We start from the raw sequence: 18,673 nt of genomic DNA, 5'->3' as shown, positions 1-18,673 counted from the left end.
CGGGGCCTTTTGCATTGAAACGCAAGACCCAGTCGCGGATCACCTGGACCGTCACGCCGCCGACCGCACCCGCATCGCTGCGCAAGCCGCCGTCATAGATCACTGCAAGCGCCAAAAGGCGCCGTGTTTGATCGGCATTCACCGAGCCACGGGCTAGATGACGAAGGGTTGGAGCATCAAAGTCATCTCGAAGACGGATAGGGGCGGACATGGCAAACTCCTCATGTTCCCCATCAGGAATCATATTCGCGAAACTTTGGGAATCCAAAAGAGTCGTCAAATTCGTCGCTTGGTATAAGTCGGCACAAGTGCCGCGACGTTTTCTGTATCATTCAGCACTCTTACGCTGATCATTGTCGGTTATGCCGGTCAGACGTTAAAGGTTTAAGGAGAGCTAGAAGTGCGTGATGCTGCGATAAGATCCGGTGCAATTTCAAGTATATCACTCAACGCCTCATCGGGCGTACATCGATCTTCGCTCGTCAGCAGTTCCAACCGATTTGCTCGCTCTGAAGATAAAAATGTGCGATCAAACCAGAAACATCATACGGGACTGTCTGATAGGCTCGCCAATTTCTTCAGAAGTACCCGCGCAAAGTGCATAAAATGGAAAAAGTCAAGTCAGGATAAATCTTACTCTAAGGCAGCAAATGCTATTCAGGCGGGGCTAGGTGATCTGGATTTCAAAAAAGTCTATCAAGGCTTAAAGCGACTGGATACGATAAATGCCAAGACGCCAGAAGGGGATCGGCGCTCATTTCCTGAGATCAACTTACCTCATAAGAATATTGAGAAGATTTGGTCATTCTTCATATTAAGAAGTGACAATGACACTACCAATAATCAGATAAATTGCTATTCCGGACGTAATACTCTTTTTCACAGAATGCTTGAGGGTTTGGGTAAAGTCCATCTTCTGCCTCAAAGTTTCATCGACAAAAGAACCAATAAGATTGAAGCGCAGCACATTGCAGCCCAAGAAGGTCTGCAGGGAATTAGGGACAACATTTTCGCACTTCCGCAGGATTATTTTAAGCGAGGAGAGCACTATCGTGACGGTATCGACGGCAGTTACAAGAATCTAGTTTCGGCGATCATCTGGTTTGACAGAGCCTATTCGCTCGGTATTGACGAGGCAGAGGACCAGTCAGCTGCTTTGCAACAGGTCTTGAAAGCGGCGGTTTCGACAAATGGGTCCAACGAGTTCAATATTCCCCCGGACCTTCACGGTAAAATACTTCTCGGCCTTGGAAGTAGAGAAACCAGAGAGCAACAACTGTCATATCTGATGTCCGAATGATTATCGCGCAGCGGCCTTGTCTTGGTTTGATGCCGTTTATGAAATCGACGCCTTGGATGACGTCGGCGAGATGAACGAAGCCACTTAATTTTCGTCAGCTTTTTTCGGCGCACTGACCCAGCTTGAACATCGTGTGGAGCATGCCGTCGCGGCTGATGCATCCTTTGGTGCGCTTTATCCGGCGGCGGATCGTGGCGAAGGCGCATTCTATCGGATTTGATGTGCGGATACTCGCGTAGTCGGCATAGAGGAAATCGCTGCATCACTCTGCGAAGTTCGCGACCAATGCGCAGTTGCAAAACGCAGGCTCAGATTGAAGCGGAAATAAAGCCAAACAGCGCGTGAGCCGATTTCAATCGGATAGCGATGGTTTTTGTAAGTCGGGGCAGCTTTGTTCATGCTCGCGCAGCTACACAGAATTTATTACTAAACGAACAATGTGACAGCACCGGGCTTTTAGCTAAAATACGGGCTTTTTTGTGCGGGCTCCGTTTGCGATGTTGGAAGATCCTCCGGGAAAGATCCCGGGCAAGACTGCAATTTTCACATGCTTGTCACGGAAGGCATGCACCACTCCGTGGGTTAGAGTTGGCGGAAAAAGGGCGGAATTTTGCTGTTTGGTGTGGTCGTGACCTCGTGAGTGTGGCGGGTCATGCGGAGCATCGCCGATTGCTCCTCGTCCGATGGAACCAATAGTAAACCAATTCATTGGTATATTAGCTCAAGGTGGATGACGTCACACCGGCATCGCGGAGCGGCGGGACATGTTCATGAAACTCCGCAGCGAGCCGGGCGACATGCTGAAGATCAGGTGTGAACTCATAAATAACAATGAAACGTTCCGGATGAACAATACCCAGCCTGCCCCGATGCATACGCCCGAAACGGCGAGGAAGGCTCGCTGATCGTATGCATCCGCCGCCCCTTCATGACAAAGCTGCATGTGCCTTCGCAAACGGGTTCGAGGATCCGGCTTTCCTGACGAGAGCTTTGTCTTCTTCCCTGCCATGGGCTTGGGGTTGGAAAACCGGCCGACGGAAGATTGATCGTGAAGCGGGCAACGGAACCCGCAGGCGGTTTCGAATGACAACAAAGCTTCTGCAAATTGCGGAGGGTATATAAGTGCACATCAAGCGCATCGACCCGGCCAACATGAAAGGCCTGTCAGGGCAGCTTATTCAGGAACTCGACGCGTTCCTCAAACACACGTCCGGCGTTCTGCGTCCCGGCATGCCGCTGTTCGACCGTGTGGTCTTCACGTCCCCGCGTGCGGATGGGGATCACATCCCCAAAATCGGCTATGTGGGCAAGAGCAGCTACATTCAGGATGTGATGGCCGGCCAGTTCGGCGCCGATTTCGCCTCCGCGATACGCAGTCAGGATCCGCGGTTCGATGCCGCCGTGGCGGGGGGCTTCGCAAGGGCCGCTCAGGGTCACCGCGTTTGCGAGCTGGTGGAAATGGAAGTCACTCCGCCCGGTGCTCTCAAAGGCATCCCGGTCAGCTATTACCGGCTCATCGATCGTCTCTGGCTGGGCGCGCCCAGCCCGGTGCTCGTCAATCTGACGCTTCCGACGCTGACACAGTTTCACGAACTTCAATTCTTGCAAGATAAAGAACATCTTTGGCGGAATTGAAGAGAAACATGTCGTCCTGGCGTCTGTCCGGCGGAAGATTGAGCCACCTGGTCGCGTAAGGGTAGGTGTGTAGCGCGCCATAGACCTCGCCCAGGGACTTGCCCACCCTGTCAGCCCGCGCCAGCCCGACACTTGCAATCGCCGCCCGCCAGGTCACGAAGCCCAGATAGAGGTTCATTCTGGAGATCAGCGCAAGGCGTTCGAGGGACTTTCGCGCCGAGGCGTATCCCGGGACGTTCAGCGCATCACCGGAATAGATCACTTTACCCTTGATCTTCAGCATCGGCGGACATACCCAGGACGGGTCGACCGGGAACTCGCTGCCATAGATGCGCGACAGCTGCATCCGGTGATAGTTCAGATAGTCCATGCCCCCCGTGTCGAAGAGCTGGCTGCAATAAAACGAAACCGGTTCGCCGTCGGCCAGAGCCACATGACAAAACCCGTTATGCTTGTTGAAGTCGAAGAAGCGGCTTTGAAAAAACGGGGTGACATCCTTGCCGGCGTTCGTCAGCAGCGGGCCCACTTCCTCAAAATCATTGAGCACCTGAACAGAGCAACCAAGAGCCAATAGACGCGTACGACACGCAGAATAGGCGTTTATCAAAGTTGCAATGTCTTCCGGCCCCAAGGAAAGTCCCTTCGAATTTCTATTTCACAGATTGGTATAATTGCGGGCGTTTAAAAATCACAAAGATATATTTCCCATCCGGCCTCCCTGTGGAAACAGGCTTATGGCGTTTCACGCCGCCATCCGGCTACAAAATCGTTTCAATTTATTCTGCGAAACCGGAAAAATTTGAACAGCTTCCCCCTAGCCACTGCGGCATCGGGCGAAGTGATTGGAACCGGCGTGCCGGCGAGAGAAGCGCACAGGCAGATGGCCGGTTCGGGATCGAATCGGCGGCAGGGCACATCTTGCTCAAGCTGACGTTGCCCGGCGGCGGGGTCAACCAGCCACCACTTGCAGGGACTGCGGGTTGCATCCGCCAGACGTCCGCGAACCATAAATCCGACACAGTCTTTGGCCTCCGATACGCGTGGGATTGGCGGAAACAAGGGGGGAGGATCGATGGAGTTCGCAGAACGCGCGAATATCAACCATCTGATCGCAGACCGGTTTCCCTGGATGTGCGCGATCTGGATTCATCTCCTGGTCTTCGCGGTTCTGGCAAGCCAGAGCGCACGCGAGCGGGCGGTCCCTGCAGCGCCCGAGCCGATGTCGGTTGAAATCGTGGTGCAATCTCGCCTTCCCTTGTCAGAAGGGCTTTCGGAGCTCGGCAGCCCCGCAGCGGACAGTAAAGCAGCGGTGTTGGCGGAACCGGCGGAACAAGCGGCCCTCACGCCTGACGCTGCCGTTACAGAATCAGTGCCGCCTCCCCCGCAGGCAGGGAGCGTGCCGCAAGATCAGACCCCGGATATCAGGTGGGTGAGTGCAACGGGATATTATGCAAGCGATGTGTTGAAAGATCCCCGGTCGTCACAGGCCCGGCAGGCGCTGACGCAGGTGACGGGAGACGACAGGATCGAGCAGCTTTGCGCGCTTGAGGCCATGGAGCAGGTTCGCCACACGCTACCAGACTTCCGCCCGACGCGGCTCGTGCCGCATGCACTGCGCAATTCATTCCGGAAAGACAACGTGGTGTTTGCTCCGGCAGGCGCCCTGCGGAGTAATCGGATCTGGTATGAAATCGCCTATAAATGCCAGCTGGATGCCGGCGGCTCGGCGATCACCGCTTTTGAATATGCGCTTGGCGCGCCGATCGTCCGCGCGCAATGGGACGAGCTCGGCCTTGCCCCGATCCACTGATCGGGCAAATGCTTCATTGAAATGTCCACACTCCTGACGCGGCGGGTCAGCCGCTGCGTCAGAACCAATCCTGCAACTGAGTGACCTTGAGGCAGGCAGCCTTCAGCGGCCTCAATGCATTGAAAGCCATTCACGAGCCGAGCGCTGAGCTTCGGCGATTTCGGCCGGGCTCATTTCGCCGGAGATTTCCTTGCGGTAGCGGGCAGCATCGCCATTGCCCTTCAGGGCCGCAATATTGAACCACTTGTGCGCGGTGACCAGATCTGTGCTGCCGTGGCGGCCACAGGCGCTGTCCAGGCCCATCTGAAACAGAATGTCGGCGGTAACAGGCTTTTCGCCCATGATGGCCATGTCGGCCGAGTGCATTTCAAAACGAGCCATAACGGTCCCCTTTTCTATCTCTGTAAGACTTCCCTAGAAACGCAAGCTTTTGCGAAGCTTTCCCTGTCGTTTCTTGACAAGTACTTGATCAGTTACGATTAAATAGCTAGTTAAAATGTAAGTTTAACGTAATGCGAATAAAGTTTTAAATAAGTCTGAAATTCATATTACAGTAAGCATGTGATTTCGATTTCACCTTATAAATCAGTGCCATTAGCTGAAAAATCTACAGATGGGATCAAGGGTTTGTTCACCATGAATTCCTTTCCTCACAAGAATACCCGCCTTAACGTCAATCGCCATGGTGGCCATGCACCCCTTCCGATGCATTCGGGCCGTTCCTGAAAAAATCTTCGATGCTGACGCAGGGAGACGGGTTTCCAGTCAAATGACGCGGCTCAACATTCCCTTTCCGTAAACGGATGATCAAGCGTGTCTTGTCGGGAGGAAAACATGCTGAAATCCTTATTGACCACTGTGATCGTTGCATCGGCCTTGATGGCGACATCCGGGACGGCTGCGCTTGCGGCGGATGCCAGCGGCGACTGGGTGCGCGCGAACGGGGCATCCAAAACCCGGATCGCCCCGTGTGGCAGCGCGCTCCGCGGCAAGCTGGTCTGGCTGCGTGACCCCCGCGAGGACACGGAAAATCCGGATGCCGCGAAGCGCGGCAGGCCGCTGCTCGGAGTGCAGATCGTGCAATCGATGCAGCCGACCGGCACGGACGGCAAGACCTATACCGGCTTCATTGCGCTGACAGGCGCGGACAAGCTGAAACTCGAGGATTGCGTCATGGCCGGGCTGATCTGCAAGGGCGAGACCTGGACCCGCGCTCAATAATCCCCGGACATTTGGGTCAGACAGCCAGATCCTGGCGATTTGGCCATCGCTCTGTCGCAATTGCCGGTAAAGAATATCATGCAATTCCTACCAGCACTGCGGCGGGGCAAATTCTTGCATATGTTCAGATCTCATCTTTCGCATACCGGGTTTGTTGGAAAATTCCTTCAGGCCGGCCTGGTCGCTTCGGGCATTGTATTCGCGGGCGGGACCGCCTGGGCGGCTCCGGATATCACCGGCACCTGGCGGACACCGGAAGGCGCAGTGATCAGGATCGCCGATTGCGGCAAGGTCCCGTGCGGCAAGATCGTCAATTTCAATCCGCCGAAGGGCCATACGGTCCATTCGACGCGGGATGCCAAGAACCGGGACGCCTCCAAGCGCAACCGCAAGGTTCTCGGGTTGACGGTGCTCTGGCGCATGAAACCGGAGAGCAACAGCTGGCGTGGCCGCGTCTACGATCCGCGGCGCGGTTTCAGTGCGAATGCCACCATCCGCAAGACGGGTGGCTCAAAGCTGGAAGTTCGGGGCTGTGTGCGCGTAGTGTTCAACGTCTGCGAAAAAGAGATCTGGCAGAAGGTAAACTGAACAGCGCTTTGGTTGCGGTAGCCTGATTTCCGCCGGCAGCATTGTTCCCCTCAAACCAGCATCTTCTTGTATCCCAAGTGGCTCTGGTCGTAACCAAGGCGTTTGTAGAAGAGATGCGAGCCCTCGCGCTCCCTGTTGGACGTGAGTTGCAGCAAACAGGCATCCGCCTGTCTGGCGAGTTCCTCGGCCTTGTCCATCATCAGACGGCCGATGCCGGTTCCGCGCTGGTCCTGGCGCACGTGCACGCTTTCAAGCTCCACCCGCGGGCGGCCCTGGAAGGCGATCCCCTTCAGGAAATGGATCTGAAAAGTGCCTATGACTTCGCCGTCCTTATTCACGGCCACATAGATATCGGCTTCCGGCGCTGCGCACAGGGCGTCGAATGCCGGGCGATATGACTTCCAGTTGGAGTGTTCCTTGTCCCGGCGCACGCTTGTGGCGCCTGCATTGATGATCGCAACGATCCCTTGGAGGTGTTCGGGGCGGGCTTGTTCAATCCTGATTGTCTGCGACATGCTGATCCGACTTCTGAGGCGCCCGGAGGCTGAATTGAATGGAGCCGGCGCGCGTTTCTACCGGCAGATCGGACTGGACGGATCAAGCTCCGCAACGCCCCACCATGTGGTTCGCCAGCCCTCGGGCCGCCAAAGATGCGGCCAGGAGCCGGTCAGATAGCGCGCGGACAATGGCGCCTCTGTCGGCCAGAACGCCCGTTTTGCGAAGCGGGCCTCTGCGGCCTCAGCAGGCTCGCTTTCGCGGTCTTCCCAGATAAAGAGGCATTTCTCACGCGGCGCGGTTCTGGCCGGAATTGCCCTGAGTGCGATCCGGGCGTCCGGGAAGAGCACACGCAAATTTCCACCCGTGTAGCCGTTGTCGACAATCAGCGTCGCATTCGCGGCTCCAAGTTCGCTGAGAGGCGCCTTCAGATCCACATAGGGTTTCATGTGCCGGCAATTGCCGCCGCACCAGAACTTGTCCGGCGCCACCAGCCCGGGGACGCGGGCCAAAAAACCGATTACGACAACGGCGGCAACAGCACCGCCAAGCCAGCGCCACCGCCTGTGAAAGCCGAAACGCTCAAGATCGGCGAACAGATACACAGGCAGGAGCAGCAGAAGCGGGTGCATGTGCCGTTCCTTCACATGCGTCGCGCCGGTGAACAGGATCAGCAACGCCGTCAGGACGATCATCAACAGGACCGTACGACCGCACAGCCGGGCGACATCGTTGACCGCCGGTTCGAGCGGGCTTCTGCGTCCCAGATAGCGTGGCCAGAAGAAGAGCAACAGCAACGGGACCAGCGGGACGGAGAATCCGATCAGTCCGAAGGCAAGTTTGCCGATCCCCTCGCCTGCCCTTGCCATGTGGGAGGCATCCGCCGTAACGCCCATGGTGCGGGAAACCGATGACAGCAGCCTCAAGCCTTCGCTGGCGATCCACCACGCATAGGGGCTGTAGACGAGCGCGGCCGCCAGCGGCACAAGCAGAAGTCCGTCAAGGCGCAGCCTCGAGCGCGATCGACCGTCGCTCAGGGCGGCCAGAAGCAGGGCCAGCGCGAAAAGAGGATAGGAGTGTTTACTGAGCAGGCCGGCGCCGACGCTCACGCCGAAGAGAAGGTAAAAGCCCAGCCTGCCGGTCTCCAGAGCCTTGACGAAGCAATAGGCGCTTGCCGCGCAGGCGGCTGTCAGCACCACCGTGTGGGTGACGCCTTCGTGCAGGTTCCAGCCGAACTGGTAATACAGCGAATAGGAGAAGACACAAAGCGCCGCGAGACGCGGATCGGCGACTGCCTTGCGCGCGATCAGAAACAGGAACAGTCCGGCTAGCGAGATCAGCCCGTATTTGACGAAAAGCGCGGCCTGAACAGTGGGTCCGAAGACCTGCTGCGCTGACCAGAGCAGCCACTCATACAGCGGCGGCTGGCGCAGCATGTAACCCGGTTCCAGCGTCTGGACGAGCACGTTCTCGAACATGTCGTCGGTGCCCAGAACAGGGGTCGACAGAGCGCGCAGGAGCAGATGCGCCAGGCCCCACGCGGCAACTATGCTCCAGACGCCGAAAGGTGTTGCTAGAAAAGGAACGGGTGTGACTGTATCCTGACGCTGTGACATTCAGGGTTCCGGAAGAAAAAGGTGCGCCTGCCATACGGTTTGGAGCATCTTCCTAGTGAGGTTTCGGGGCAAGCACAAGCCCGTAGTAGGCACCAACGGCCCCCGCTCGGGCTGCTTTGGCTTCCACCATCGGTGGTGCGGCACCCTCTAAACAGACGAAGCGCGCGGCATGCCGCGCGCGGAGCTATGGCGGAATTTGGGTGATGACGGATTGAAGAAGGCGGCGTATCGAGGCGGGTTAGGAAGCCTGCCAGACCCTCACGAAGGAGCGATACGCCATGAAGACAGATACCACCGTTTTACCCTTTGCGCATCCTGACGCTTTAGACGATCCTCTGACATCGGTTTTGCGTGAAGGCGCGCGCCGGCTTCTGGCGCAAGCTGTGGAAGCGGAAGCCGAGGCGTTTGTTGCCGCCATGGCCGAGGAGCGCCTGGCCGATGGGCGTGCCCGTGTGGTGCGTCACGGCCATGGGCCGGAACGCATGATCCAGACGGGGATTGGTCCGGTGCCGGTCAAGCGGGCCAAGCTGCGCGATCGAGGGCCGGAAGCTTCCGACCAGGACCGCATCACCTTCACCTCGGCGATCGTGCCGAAATGGGCACGGCGCACGAAGAGCCTCGACGCCCTGTTGCCGGTTCTCTACCTGCGCGGCATCTCGACCGGCGATTTTCAGGACGCGCTTGGCGCGATTGTGGGTCGGGATGCTCCGAACCTGTCGCCATCGGTGATCGGGCGGCTGAAGGAGGACTGGCAGGGTGACTATGATAACTGGCAGCGCCGCGACCTGTCGGCCCGCCACTACGTCTACATCTGGGCCGATGGGGTCTATCTTCAGGCGCGCATGGAGGACAATGCCGCCTGCATGCTGGTGGTTATCGGCGCGACGCCGGAAGGCAGGAAGGAACTGGTCGGCTTTCAGGTGGGTGTGCGCGAAAGCACGCAGAGCTGGCGCGAGTTACTCGTTGACCTGAAAGCCCGCGGCCTTTCCATGGCACCTCGGATCGCTGTCGGTGACGGCGCGCTCGGCTTCTGGAAGGCGCTCGAGGAGGTCTTTCCATCAACCCGTCATCAACGGTGCTGGCAGCACAAGGTCCTCAACGTGCTCAACAAGGTACCGAAATCGGTGCAGCCGAACATGAAGGCTGATCTCAGGGAAGTTCGGGACGCGCCGGATCGGGCCACCGCCGAGGCCGCCATCGCCGTCTTCGTCGACAAGTACGGTGCAAAATATCCGAAAGCAGTCGAGTGCCTGACGAAGGACCGCGAAGCACTGCTGACCTTCTTCGACTTTCCGGCCGAACATTGGGATCACTTGAGGACATCGAATCCGATCGAAAGCGTCTTCGCCACTGTCCGGCACCGGACCGTGCGCACCAAGGGCAGCCTGTCGCACAGGACGGCAAGGCTCATGGTTTTCAAGCTGGTCATGGCCGCTGCAAAATCATGGCGGCGGCTGAAGGGCGAAAATCAGTTGCCAATGGTCGTCGAAGGCATCAAATTCGCCGACGGCGTTGCCGTCAAGACCACGCCAGATCAACGCGCCGCCTAATCGGTCCCATCACCCAATTCCAAACATAGCTCCCGCGCGCTTCGAAAGTGTAAAGATGGCAGGTTCAGAGCGCCGGCAGCGGGGGAAGCGGGGTCTTGAGCCATTTCTGTGAAAGTTCGTTCAGTTTGCCGTTCAGTTTTTTGTGAAGCACGAACACGTTGACCCACTGCAGCAGATCAATGTTGCCGGTCTTCACTCCGATATAAGACGGCGAATTCGCGATAACGAATTTGGTCTCCAGATCGAAGTCCGGATTGTCGTTCGAAATTCCGAGCGCCACCATGTTTCCCGTAACGATCACGTCCGCCTGCCCGGAGACGTAAGCCGCGATGGTCGCAGCGTTGTCGCCGAAACGGATGATCTCGGCACCATCCGGCGCGTCTTCCGTGATTGCAAGATCCTCCAGAGTGCCTCCGGTCACGGCAATCTTCTTGCCGGCGAAATCCGCGACCGAGGAGACGTCGACATCAGGTTTGGCGAATGCGCCGGAAAAAAACGGGGCATAGGCATGTGAGAACCAGATCGACTTGGCGCGCTCCGGATTGGCGCCAAGCGTTGCGATCACCAGATCGACACGGTCGGTCTCAAGAAAAGGAATGCGCTGCTTGGATGTTACCGGAACCAGTTCCAGTTCCACGCCAAGGTCTTCAGCAATCATTTTCGCGACATCGATGTCATAGCCTTCGTATTCGCCGTCGGCGCCAAGGGCGCCAAAGGGTGGGAAATTTTCCGGTGTGGCGATCTTGATCGTGCCTGTTTCCAGGATGTCTTTCAGTTCCGCCGAAGCGGGGTTTGCCAGCATAAGAGCGGTGGACATCACCGCTCCGATCAGTGCCACAGATTTCTTCCACATAGCGCGACCCTCCATGAAGATGTTTTTCTAGCGCGGTTTATTCAGGCGGCGGCGGTTGCCCCGCCTTTGGAAAATGCGGATCCGAGGCGCTTTTCAAGGCGCCGGCTCCACATAGACAACGGAAAACAAAGCGAGAAATAGATCATCGCCATCAGCGGATAGATGACGAAAGGCTGGGTGCCGGGGACCGGTGCGTTGGCCCAGCGCTTGCCAATGGTCATCAAATCCTGAAAGCCGATGATGTAGGCAAGCGACGTCCCCTTGATGATCTGAACCATGAAGCCGACCGTCGGTGCGATCGCCAGGCGGAAGGCCTGAGGCAGTATGAGAAGGATCATGATCTGGAAGAACGTGAGGCCAAGGGCTTTGCCCCCCTCGTGCTGGCCCGCCGGTATGGCTGTGATCGCACCGCGCCAGACCTCCGATAAATAAGCGCTGGTGTAGAGCGTCAGTGCCGAGCCCGCCGCATACCAGGGATCGACTTGAATGGAGAAGAGATGCGGAACACCCAGACCGAGCAGGAACAGCAGCATCAGCAGCGGCACGGATTGGAACAGCCAGGTGTAGACCGTGAAGATCCGTTTCAGGCTACGTATCGGCGAAACGCGGGCCGCCGTTACCGCAAGAGCGATCAGGCCACCGCCGACAAACGCGATCAGGGACAGATAGATCGTGAACTGTGTTGCCTCCAGAAGCTGAAAGACCACAATTCCGAAAGGCTTGCCGAGCAGGAAGACGAAAAAATCCTTCACCGGGCCACCTTCCATGTGAACAGCCGGTCATGGAGCACTGCCAGCATGCTTTTGAATGTCAGAGACATGAGCAGATAAATTATCGTCAGCGTGAAAAACACCTCGAAGGAACGGAAACTGCGGCTGTCGATGTACAGGCCAGCCCATGTCAGGTCGGTCACGCCTATTTCCGAGATGACCCCGGTTGTCAGGAACAGGAAGATGAACTGGCTGTTGAGCGATGGATACATGGTGGCAACAGCCTGGGGCAGACTGATTTTCAGGAAGCATAGCCAGCGTGGCAGACCCAGCGCTTCGGCTGCTTCGACTTGTCCGTCGCCGACAGAGGCCAGCCCGGCGCGCAGGATTTCGGCAAAATAGGCGGAAAAATTGACGCTGAGCGCCAGCAGGGCGTGTGCCCAGAACGGCCATTGATAGCCCAGCAGCAACGGCAGTCCGAATGCGATGAAGAACATCTGCACGATCAAGGGAGTGTTGCGGATGAATTCTACGTAGCAAGCGGCCAGTTGAGCCAGCACCGGCACTTTGTAGTGACGCACCGCCGCCAGCACCACGGCACAGATGAAGCCGCAAAGCCCTCCGCCCACGGTCAGCACCGCACTGACGAAGGCACCTTGGGCGAGAAGCCAGAGATATTCAGGGTTTCGGTAAATTTCGAAGAATCTAAGACTGGTCATCGAATGACGCCAGTACGGCTTCCAGATCCGGCATAAAAGGTCTTTCCCACAGGGTTCTCTGCCAAGCGGAAAGCAACCCCCGTGCCAAGTGACGGTCTTGCACTCAAACGCGCACCGTCGTCGTCATCAGGCGCGCGAACACCTTTCAGCCTGCCCGCAAATCAGGCATCCGGCACATGCTGTGTGCAAAGGCAGAAGCGCCAGCCCCCACGCGGAAGCAATGCTCCAGACGCCGAAAGATGTTGCGAGAAAAGGCCTGTCGGCGGGGCATATTTCGGCAGAGGTCGCCATTCGGCTCAGGAGTAATCTCCTGTCTGGCTGCCGTTTGGCTCACACGGATCGAAATTCCCGGCAGTCAGCCGCGATAATTTGCCAATTTGTAAGCCGCAAATGTAAAGAACACGCCCATTCCGGCTTCGATCCAGCGCCTGCCGCGCCGGTAGAACGCGATGACCGGCTGCGTGGAAAATGTCAACGCATAGGTCATATATCCGACAACAGACAGGGCGCTGCAGGAGAGGATGAGTGTCGCTCCGGCCCATAAAGGCGCGTCCGCACCCAGTCCGATGCCTACAATCGCGATCCAGTGGAGAGCCGCTTTCGGATTGGTCATCTGGATGGCCAGACCCTGTAAAAACAGATTGTTTCCCGTGGTGGACCGGGCTGTCAAAACTGCACCGGGTTTTGAGGCCGAGCGGAAGGCCTTAACCGCCAGCCAGAGCAGATAAAGCGCACCGAACACCTTCAGGACCGTGACAGCCTGGGCATAGGCGCTGACCAGCGCGGTCAATCCGGAAACAGTCAGGATCGCCCAGAGACCGGACCCGATACCGACGCCCAGCGCGAGCCGCATACCCGAATGACGGCCATGATGTTCGGACCGATGCTGACAAAACCGACCAGGAATATTCCGAGCGCCAGAAACAGGCTCGCCAGATCTTCGGACATCTCGAACGCTTCCCGTTTGAAGACCCTCTCCGGAACACCCGCCTCCCTCCGAAGCAGGGAAGAGGAAAGGAGCCGCTGTTACTCCAGGCCGATCTTCTGCTTCAGCATGTCGTTCACCGCCTGCGGGTTAGCCTTGCCCTGGGACTGTTTCATCACCTGGCCGACGAACCAGCCCAGAAGGCCCGGCTTGTCTTTCGCCTGCTCGACCTTTTCCGGATTGGCCGCGATGATCTCGTCGACGATGGTCTCGATCGCGCCCAGGTCGGTCACCTGCTTCATGCCGCGCTCTTCGACAATCTTCGACGGGTCGCCGCCCTCGGTCCAGACGATCTCGAAGAGGTCCTTGGCGATCTTGCCGGAAATAACGCCTTCCTTGATGAGATCGACGATGGCGCCGAGCTGGTCTGCGGAAATCGGGCTTTCGGAAAGATCCTGGCCTTCCTTGTTCAGGCGGCCGAAGAACTCGTTGATCACCCAGTTAGCGGAAAGCTTGGCGTCACGGCCCTTCGCCACATTCTCGAAGAAATCCGCGGACGCCTTTTCCGCCACCAGGATATCGGCATCATAGGCGGTCAGGCCGTAGTCACTGATGAAGCGGGCCTTCTTGTCGTCCGGAAGTTCCGGCAGATGACGGGCGAGTTCGTCGACATAGGCTTGCGTGAACTCCAGCGGCAGCAGGTCCGGATCCGGGAAATAGCGGTAGTCATGCGCTTCTTCCTTGGAGCGCATGGAGCGGGTCTCGCCTTTCACGGCGTCGAACAGACGGGTTTCCTGATCGATTTCGCCGCCATCTTCCAGGATAGCGACCTGACGGCGGGCTTCATATTCGATGGCCTGTCCGACGAAGCGGATGGAGTTGACGTTCTTGATCTCGCAGCGGGTGCCGAACGCACCGCCCGGACGGCGCACGGAGACGTTGACATCCGCCCGCATGGACCCCTGGTCCATGTTGCCGTCGCAGGTGCCGAGGTAGCGCAGGATGGTGCGCAGCTTGGTGAGATAGGCCCTGGCTTCGTCCGAGCATCTGAGGTCAGGCTTGGAGACGATCTCCATCAGCGCCACGCCCGAGCGGTTCAGATCGACGAAGGACATGGTGGGATGCTGGTCGTGCAGCGACTTGCCGGCGTCCTGCTCCAGATGCAGCCGTTCGACACCGATCTCGACCTGCTCGTCCGGCATGTCGAGCAGGACCTTGCCCTCTCCGACAATCGGCTGCTTGAACTGGGAGATCTGGTAGCCCTGTGGCAGGTCCGGATAGAAATAGTTCTTCCGGTCGAAAACGGATTTCAGATTTATCTCCGACTTCAGGCCGAGGCCTGTTCGGATCGCCTGACGTACGCATTCCTCGTTGATGACAGGCAGCATGCCGGGCATGGCCGCGTCCACAAGGCTGACATTGTCGTTTGGATCCTTGCCGAATTCGGTCGAGGCACCGGAAAAGAGCTTGGCCTGGGACGTCACCTGGGCATGAACCTCCATGCCGATCACGATTTCCCAATCGCCGGTCGCGCCCTTGATGAATTTCTTCGGATCGGGTGTGCGTACGTCGACAAGCGTCATGTTCGTCAAAAATCCTGTTCTATTCTTGCCTGCGCCTGTTCCGGCAGCGGGGGAAGCATTGCTGCGGCGCGCTTTTCCAGCGGAGTGAGGCTCTAGCACTCTAAAATCGATCAACTTTTCGCTCTCCGATCGTTTCCGATCAGAGGTCTGATGATCTAGTCGGGAATTGCCCTGCCTGCAAGGTTTTCCTTGCGCGGATGAGCAGGTTTGCCGAGTTTTACGGGCTTCCGCACAAGGGTACAAGGAGCCCCAGGCGCATTTCAGTTGGCTTCGGACACTTCGTCGGGAGATGCCGGATGCGGCGCGTTGCCCGTGCGCATGATGAAGCCGATGAGAACCGCCACGGCCTGATACAGCTCTACCGGAATTTCCTGGTCTATCTCGATCTGCGACAGGGCTTCGGCCATCATCGGATTCTCTTCTATGGGAACTCCGGCCTGGCGGGCGATCTCCTCGATCTGTTCGGCAATCGAGCCCTCCCCCTTGGCGGTGACCTGAGGCGTGCCTTCAGTATCGTAATGAAGAGCAACGGCGAGCTTCTTGCCGGGACTGTCTTTTTTCGTCACGCGTTTTTCCCCGTCAGGATTGCCGGTCGATCAGTGCGCCGTATCTGGCGGCGGTTGCGGGCGGCAGGCCGCGGATCAGCCTGAGTTCCTGCAGATCCAGACCGGCGTCCGCGAAAGCCGCCTCCATGGTGTCGCGAAGAGCGTTCAATTTATCGAAGGTTTCCCTGCGGTCGACCCAAAGACTGGTGTAAGTGCCGCCGCCGCGCAGGCTGATCGCCGCCTCAAGCGGGCCTGTCGCTGTCAGATCCAGGGCGAACCGCAATCGCCATGCGGGTTCAGTTTCCTCCTCACCGTCCTGGCCACCGCCATCCCGGCCGATCTGCATCTGCATCACGGCGGTCTCCTGGCCGAGCGCAAGAGGAAGTTCGAGCACCAGATCCATGGGGCGTCCTGCCGTTTGCGGACGATCGTCTCCCGCCAGTCCCGAATTGACCAGTTGCGTCAAACGCATCCGGGCAAGTGCGGAATCCACCTCCTGAAGCAGAGACTGGAGGTTCCGCGGAACGTTCCCGGCCAAAAAGCTGCTTGCGGTCTGTTGCGTCTGCCCCTGCGGTGCCGCGTGCCTGGACGGTACAGCCGGTTGTCCTGCAGGGCGTGTTACCTGAGGCTCCGCGCCCAGTTGCTGCAGCAGGGTCTTGAGCGAAAGCAGTGCGGATTTCAGGTCCGGAAGGGGTTGCTGGCTGCCGCCCGGACGCATTGCCGGCACCTCGCTGAACTGGCCGGACAGGCGCACCGCCTGCTGAAGATCCTTGCCTGTGGGTGTGGATGTGGCCGGATTCAATCGCAGCCCGAGAATCTGCTGCATGGCCTTTGCCACCGTATCCGGGAGAGAAACCTGGCCGGCCGCCTGCGCGCTCACCAAGGCCCCCACTTGCGCAAACATGCCTCCGAGGCCAGCTTGCTGCTCGGTCAGCGGTTGGCGCACCACGGCAGCGGCCAGTTGCAGCGCGCTTTTTCCGGCCGGAACAGTCTCCCCGGCCGGGGAAGGCCGCGCTGTGCCCCCGGCAGCGGCGGGATAAGGCTGCGCGGGAATGGCACGGGAAAGCGGTGTTTCAGGCAGCGCTCCCCGTGTGGCAGCCCCAGCCGAGTGTCCCGGCTGGGCCGCGGTTTGTGTCCCGGGTGCGGGCGCGCCCGTTGGCGTTTGCGCCAGACCTTGGCCGGATGCGGAAGAAAGCTGTACCGCCGCCGGCGCGGGTCCCTGGCCCGCCACCCCGCCTTGCACAGTCTGTCCGGCCCCCGGTTGCGCGCCGGTGGCCGTTGATGCGGCAGAAAGAGTGGCGCCGGCAGCAGGCTGACCCGAAAGAACAGGCGGTTGGCCGGACGGCGCCTGAGAGTTGCCGACTTGCGGTGCAGACGGCGATGCCTGCGGAGCCTGTGTCCCTGCAGGAGACGCTGTGGAGATTCCGGCGGTCGCCTGCCCCGCTGCCGGAGGAAGCACCGGGTTTCCGCCGCCCTGAGCAGTCTGCCCGCCGGGCACCGTTGCTTGAGGACTTTGAGCCGAAACCGGCGGCACGGTGGCGGCCGCCCCCTGTCCGGCAGCCACGGGAGCGGCAGTTGAAAGCGAGGGGTTTCCCGCCGCAGACTGGGCCGCTCCGCCTTGTTGAGTGGATGCCGCGGGAGCCTGTGGCTGGCTGCCCGTCACGGCTCCCCCCTGAGAAGGCCCTGCGGCTTGCGGGCTGCCAGGAAGCGGCGGCTGGGCGCCCGGCGCCTGAACGGGACGTGCGGCAACTGAGCCGGGTCCACCTGCCTGATCCGGAGTAGAAAAGGTCTGAACCAGATGCGTCAGGGTCGGATCAGCGCGCAGGATCGTATTGCTTCCCGTGGGCGGTGGTGCTCCAGAAGACGCCTGACCCGCCGCTTCCGGCTGAATGGCGGGCGGGGGAGCCTTGGGGAGAATATTGGCGAGCGTGATGCGGATTTCCGGCAGTTGCTTGCTGCCCGACACAGCAACAGTGACCTCCGCACCGGGGGGAAGCGGTGCGGATGCACGCAACTCGATCCGGGCATCCGCCGTTGCAAGCCGGATAACTCCGCCGGGCAGGTTTGCCTCCACCCTGGCCTTTATTTCCGTTCCCGGCTCCAGCCCCTGGGTGGAAGCGCTGCCTGAGGCTCCCTGGGCTATCGGCAGCGCCGTCACCGTTTCAACCATCACACCGTCCCCGGGTGTTTCACACTATCTGAGAATCGAGAGTGCCGAGTATGGCCGGTTTGGCAATGCTTGCCCAGACTTGACGCTGATCAAGGCTAAGGCCTTTCGGATCGGGCAGGTTCGCGCTATCGGTCGGGAGCGCCGAATGCCGCCGGTCGGGCTGCAAGAGGAGAGCAAATGTGAACTGGATGGAGCGCCTCAACGAACGCGCGGCACTGATGGGCAGGATGATTGAGGCGATCGGAGCCATGGACAATGGTCCTGCCGGCGTGCAGACCGGCCAGGCTCTTCGCTCCGCCGCCATCCGATGCGTCAGATGTACGCGCAGCGAAGCCTGCCGGAAATGGCTGGCAGATCATCCGCGAGGGGCCGACAGGGCCATGGCGGACTGCCCGAACGCATCACTGTTCAACAGTTTGAAAGACCAGTAGGTCACAGGCGCCAGATCCGCAGGCCGCGGCAGTCGAGACCTCAGGTCCGGCGCCTTTTCCTTTGGATCCAGTACGCCAGCCCGCCGGCCAGCAAGCCCCCCACAAACCGGAAAGGGAACATTGCCAGCGCGCCGGCATCCTGCGAGATCGGCAGCGGCAATTGCAGCATTCCAACGGCGGCTTCCAGAATCAGGGATAAAGCGGCCGCGGCAAAGCCCGCTATCCAGAGCTTTTGCGGCAGGTCCGCACGCCACCCCAGATATACACCGATAATAAGTGCGAATGGATTGAATAGACCCGATAGTCCAAAGAGGTCGAGCCAAGTGTCGGAAAGCATCGTCATGGGCTCCTCTTACAGTCGGCCAAGCGAAAAAGCGAGACCTTTTGGTTCAACATTCATTTGGTGCACGCGACAAATTGCTACAGTAGTTTCATGTTTATCTTTGATCAAAAGGTCAAATTACTATGCTGACCAACAAACTTATTCACAGGACGGACAAGTTCTCAACAACATGAATGGTC

20 protein-coding genes and 3 pseudogenes are annotated in these 18,673 nt (G+C 58.8%); 7 read left to right on the top strand and 16 right to left on the bottom strand.

Annotated elements, in window-relative coordinates; translation table 11 throughout:
- Window positions 1–211, bottom strand: a pseudogene (locus OA90_RS28755) (IS630 family transposase); the annotation flags it as partial.
- Window positions 212–400: 189 nt separating this feature from the next.
- On the opposite strand from OA90_RS28755, the gene OA90_RS25455 reads away from it, so the two are divergent.
- Window positions 401–1,300, top strand: coding sequence for a hypothetical protein (locus OA90_RS25455; protein WP_156510644.1), 900 nt, complete (start codon window positions 401–403; stop codon window positions 1,298–1,300).
- A gap of 25 nt (window positions 1,301–1,325) precedes the next feature.
- Here OA90_RS25455 and OA90_RS29125 read toward each other — a convergent pair.
- Together OA90_RS29125 and OA90_RS29650 are read right to left on the bottom strand one after the other, a co-directional pair.
- Window positions 1,326–1,538: pseudogene (locus OA90_RS29125) on the bottom strand (IS256 family transposase); the annotation flags it as partial.
- A gap of 62 nt (window positions 1,539–1,600) precedes the next feature.
- Window positions 1,601–1,699 (bottom strand): annotated as a pseudogene (locus OA90_RS29650) (IS6 family transposase); the annotation flags it as partial.
- A 723-nt stretch (window positions 1,700–2,422) separates the two neighbouring features.
- On the opposite strand from OA90_RS29650, the gene OA90_RS28750 reads away from it, so the two are divergent.
- Window positions 2,423–2,935 carry a hypothetical protein gene (locus tag OA90_RS28750; RefSeq protein ID WP_156510643.1) on the top strand — a complete coding sequence of 171 codons (513 nt, stop codon included), beginning with the start codon at window positions 2,423–2,425 and terminating at the stop codon, window positions 2,933–2,935.
- Here OA90_RS28750 and OA90_RS25440 read toward each other — a convergent pair.
- The gene (locus tag OA90_RS25440) at window positions 2,856–3,482 is read right to left on the bottom strand and encodes a hypothetical protein (protein ID WP_156510642.1); all 627 of its coding nucleotides are present in this window, start codon (window positions 3,480–3,482) and stop codon (window positions 2,856–2,858) included. The two genes, OA90_RS28750 and OA90_RS25440, sit on opposite strands and share 80 nt — an antisense overlap.
- A gap of 525 nt (window positions 3,483–4,007) precedes the next feature.
- On the opposite strand from OA90_RS25440, the gene OA90_RS28225 reads away from it, so the two are divergent.
- The gene (locus OA90_RS28225) at window positions 4,008–4,745 is read left to right on the top strand and encodes a DUF930 domain-containing protein (protein ID WP_082837275.1); all 738 of its coding nucleotides are present in this window, start codon (window positions 4,008–4,010) and stop codon (window positions 4,743–4,745) included.
- A 111-nt stretch (window positions 4,746–4,856) separates the two neighbouring features.
- Here OA90_RS28225 and OA90_RS25430 read toward each other — a convergent pair whose 3' ends face one another.
- Window positions 4,857–5,126, bottom strand: a complete 270-nt coding sequence (locus OA90_RS25430; RefSeq protein ID WP_068419532.1) for a hypothetical protein — start codon at window positions 5,124–5,126, stop codon at window positions 4,857–4,859.
- Between the two features lie 453 nt (window positions 5,127–5,579).
- On the opposite strand from OA90_RS25430, the gene OA90_RS25425 reads away from it, so the two are divergent.
- Both OA90_RS25425 and OA90_RS25420 read left to right on the top strand, forming a co-directional pair.
- Window positions 5,580–5,966 carry a DUF2147 domain-containing protein gene (locus tag OA90_RS25425; protein WP_068419530.1) on the top strand — a complete coding sequence of 129 codons (387 nt, stop codon included), beginning with the start codon at window positions 5,580–5,582 and terminating at the stop codon, window positions 5,964–5,966.
- Window positions 5,967–6,086: 120 nt separating this feature from the next.
- The gene (locus OA90_RS25420; RefSeq protein WP_068419528.1) at window positions 6,087–6,554 is read left to right on the top strand and encodes a DUF2147 domain-containing protein; all 468 of its coding nucleotides are present in this window, start codon (window positions 6,087–6,089) and stop codon (window positions 6,552–6,554) included.
- A 50-nt stretch (window positions 6,555–6,604) separates the two neighbouring features.
- On the opposite strand, the gene OA90_RS25415 is transcribed toward OA90_RS25420, so the two are convergent.
- Both OA90_RS25415 and OA90_RS25410 read right to left on the bottom strand, forming a co-directional pair.
- On the bottom strand, window positions 6,605–7,069 hold the full coding sequence (locus OA90_RS25415; RefSeq protein WP_068419527.1) for a GNAT family N-acetyltransferase: 465 nt from the start codon (window positions 7,067–7,069) through the stop codon (window positions 6,605–6,607).
- Window positions 7,070–7,126: 57 nt separating this feature from the next.
- The gene (locus OA90_RS25410) at window positions 7,127–8,665 is read right to left on the bottom strand and encodes a glycosyltransferase family 39 protein (protein WP_068419525.1); all 1,539 of its coding nucleotides are present in this window, start codon (window positions 8,663–8,665) and stop codon (window positions 7,127–7,129) included.
- Window positions 8,666–8,943: 278 nt separating this feature from the next.
- On the opposite strand from OA90_RS25410, the gene OA90_RS25405 reads away from it, so the two are divergent.
- Window positions 8,944–10,215 carry an IS256 family transposase gene (locus OA90_RS25405; RefSeq protein ID WP_068419523.1) on the top strand — a complete coding sequence of 424 codons (1,272 nt, stop codon included), beginning with the start codon at window positions 8,944–8,946 and terminating at the stop codon, window positions 10,213–10,215.
- A gap of 64 nt (window positions 10,216–10,279) precedes the next feature.
- Here the strand turns inward: OA90_RS25405 and OA90_RS25400 are convergent, their stop codons facing one another.
- From OA90_RS25400 to OA90_RS25370, 8 genes are all read right to left on the bottom strand, one after another.
- Window positions 10,280–11,068 carry a transporter substrate-binding domain-containing protein gene (locus tag OA90_RS25400; protein WP_068419521.1) on the bottom strand — a complete coding sequence of 263 codons (789 nt, stop codon included), beginning with the start codon at window positions 11,066–11,068 and terminating at the stop codon, window positions 10,280–10,282.
- 41 nt (window positions 11,069–11,109) lie between these two features.
- Window positions 11,110–11,835, bottom strand: a complete 726-nt coding sequence (locus OA90_RS25395; RefSeq protein ID WP_082837274.1) for an amino acid ABC transporter permease — start codon at window positions 11,833–11,835, stop codon at window positions 11,110–11,112.
- Window positions 11,817–12,497, bottom strand: a complete 681-nt coding sequence (locus tag OA90_RS25390) for an amino acid ABC transporter permease (protein WP_068419519.1) — start codon at window positions 12,495–12,497, stop codon at window positions 11,817–11,819. Before OA90_RS25390 ends, OA90_RS25395 begins: the two co-directional genes overlap by 19 nt.
- A 355-nt stretch (window positions 12,498–12,852) precedes the next feature.
- A complete protein-coding gene (locus OA90_RS25385) occupies window positions 12,853–13,350 on the bottom strand; it encodes a LysE family translocator (RefSeq protein ID WP_082837273.1) in 498 nt (165 codons plus the stop codon).
- Window positions 13,299–13,445 carry a hypothetical protein gene (locus OA90_RS28745; protein WP_156510641.1) on the bottom strand — a complete coding sequence of 49 codons (147 nt, stop codon included), beginning with the start codon at window positions 13,443–13,445 and terminating at the stop codon, window positions 13,299–13,301. The genes OA90_RS25385 and OA90_RS28745 overlap by 52 nt, the downstream gene beginning before the upstream one ends.
- Window positions 13,446–13,523: 78 nt before the next feature.
- Window positions 13,524–15,005: an Asp-tRNA(Asn)/Glu-tRNA(Gln) amidotransferase subunit GatB gene (gatB, locus tag OA90_RS25380; RefSeq protein ID WP_068419517.1), complete on the bottom strand. Its 1,482-nt coding sequence runs from the start codon at window positions 15,003–15,005 to the stop codon at window positions 13,524–13,526.
- A gap of 260 nt (window positions 15,006–15,265) precedes the next feature.
- Entirely contained in the window at window positions 15,266–15,571 is a 306-nt protein-coding gene (locus OA90_RS25375) for an EscU/YscU/HrcU family type III secretion system export apparatus switch protein (RefSeq protein ID WP_068419515.1), read from the bottom strand.
- A 13-nt stretch (window positions 15,572–15,584) separates the two neighbouring features.
- Window positions 15,585–17,720 (bottom strand): flagellar hook-length control protein FliK, encoded by a 2,136-nt coding sequence (locus OA90_RS25370; RefSeq protein ID WP_068419513.1) that lies wholly within the window; start codon window positions 17,718–17,720, stop codon window positions 15,585–15,587.
- Between the two features lie 188 nt (window positions 17,721–17,908).
- Here OA90_RS25370 and OA90_RS25365 point away from each other — a divergent pair, with 188 nt between their 5' ends.
- A complete protein-coding gene (locus OA90_RS25365; protein WP_068419511.1) occupies window positions 17,909–18,151 on the top strand; it encodes a DUF6455 family protein in 243 nt (80 codons plus the stop codon).
- 40 nt (window positions 18,152–18,191) lie between these two features.
- On the opposite strand, the gene OA90_RS25360 is transcribed toward OA90_RS25365, so the two are convergent.
- Window positions 18,192–18,494, bottom strand: coding sequence for a phosphatidylglycerophosphatase (locus OA90_RS25360; RefSeq protein ID WP_068419509.1), 303 nt, complete (start codon window positions 18,492–18,494; stop codon window positions 18,192–18,194).
- Window positions 18,495–18,673 lie beyond the last annotated feature (179 nt).

The organism is Labrenzia sp. OB1, from assembly GCF_001624695.1.
GTDB lineage: Bacteria > Pseudomonadota > Alphaproteobacteria > Rhizobiales > Stappiaceae > Roseibium.
This window is presented reverse-complemented; position numbering and strand designations above follow the sequence as displayed.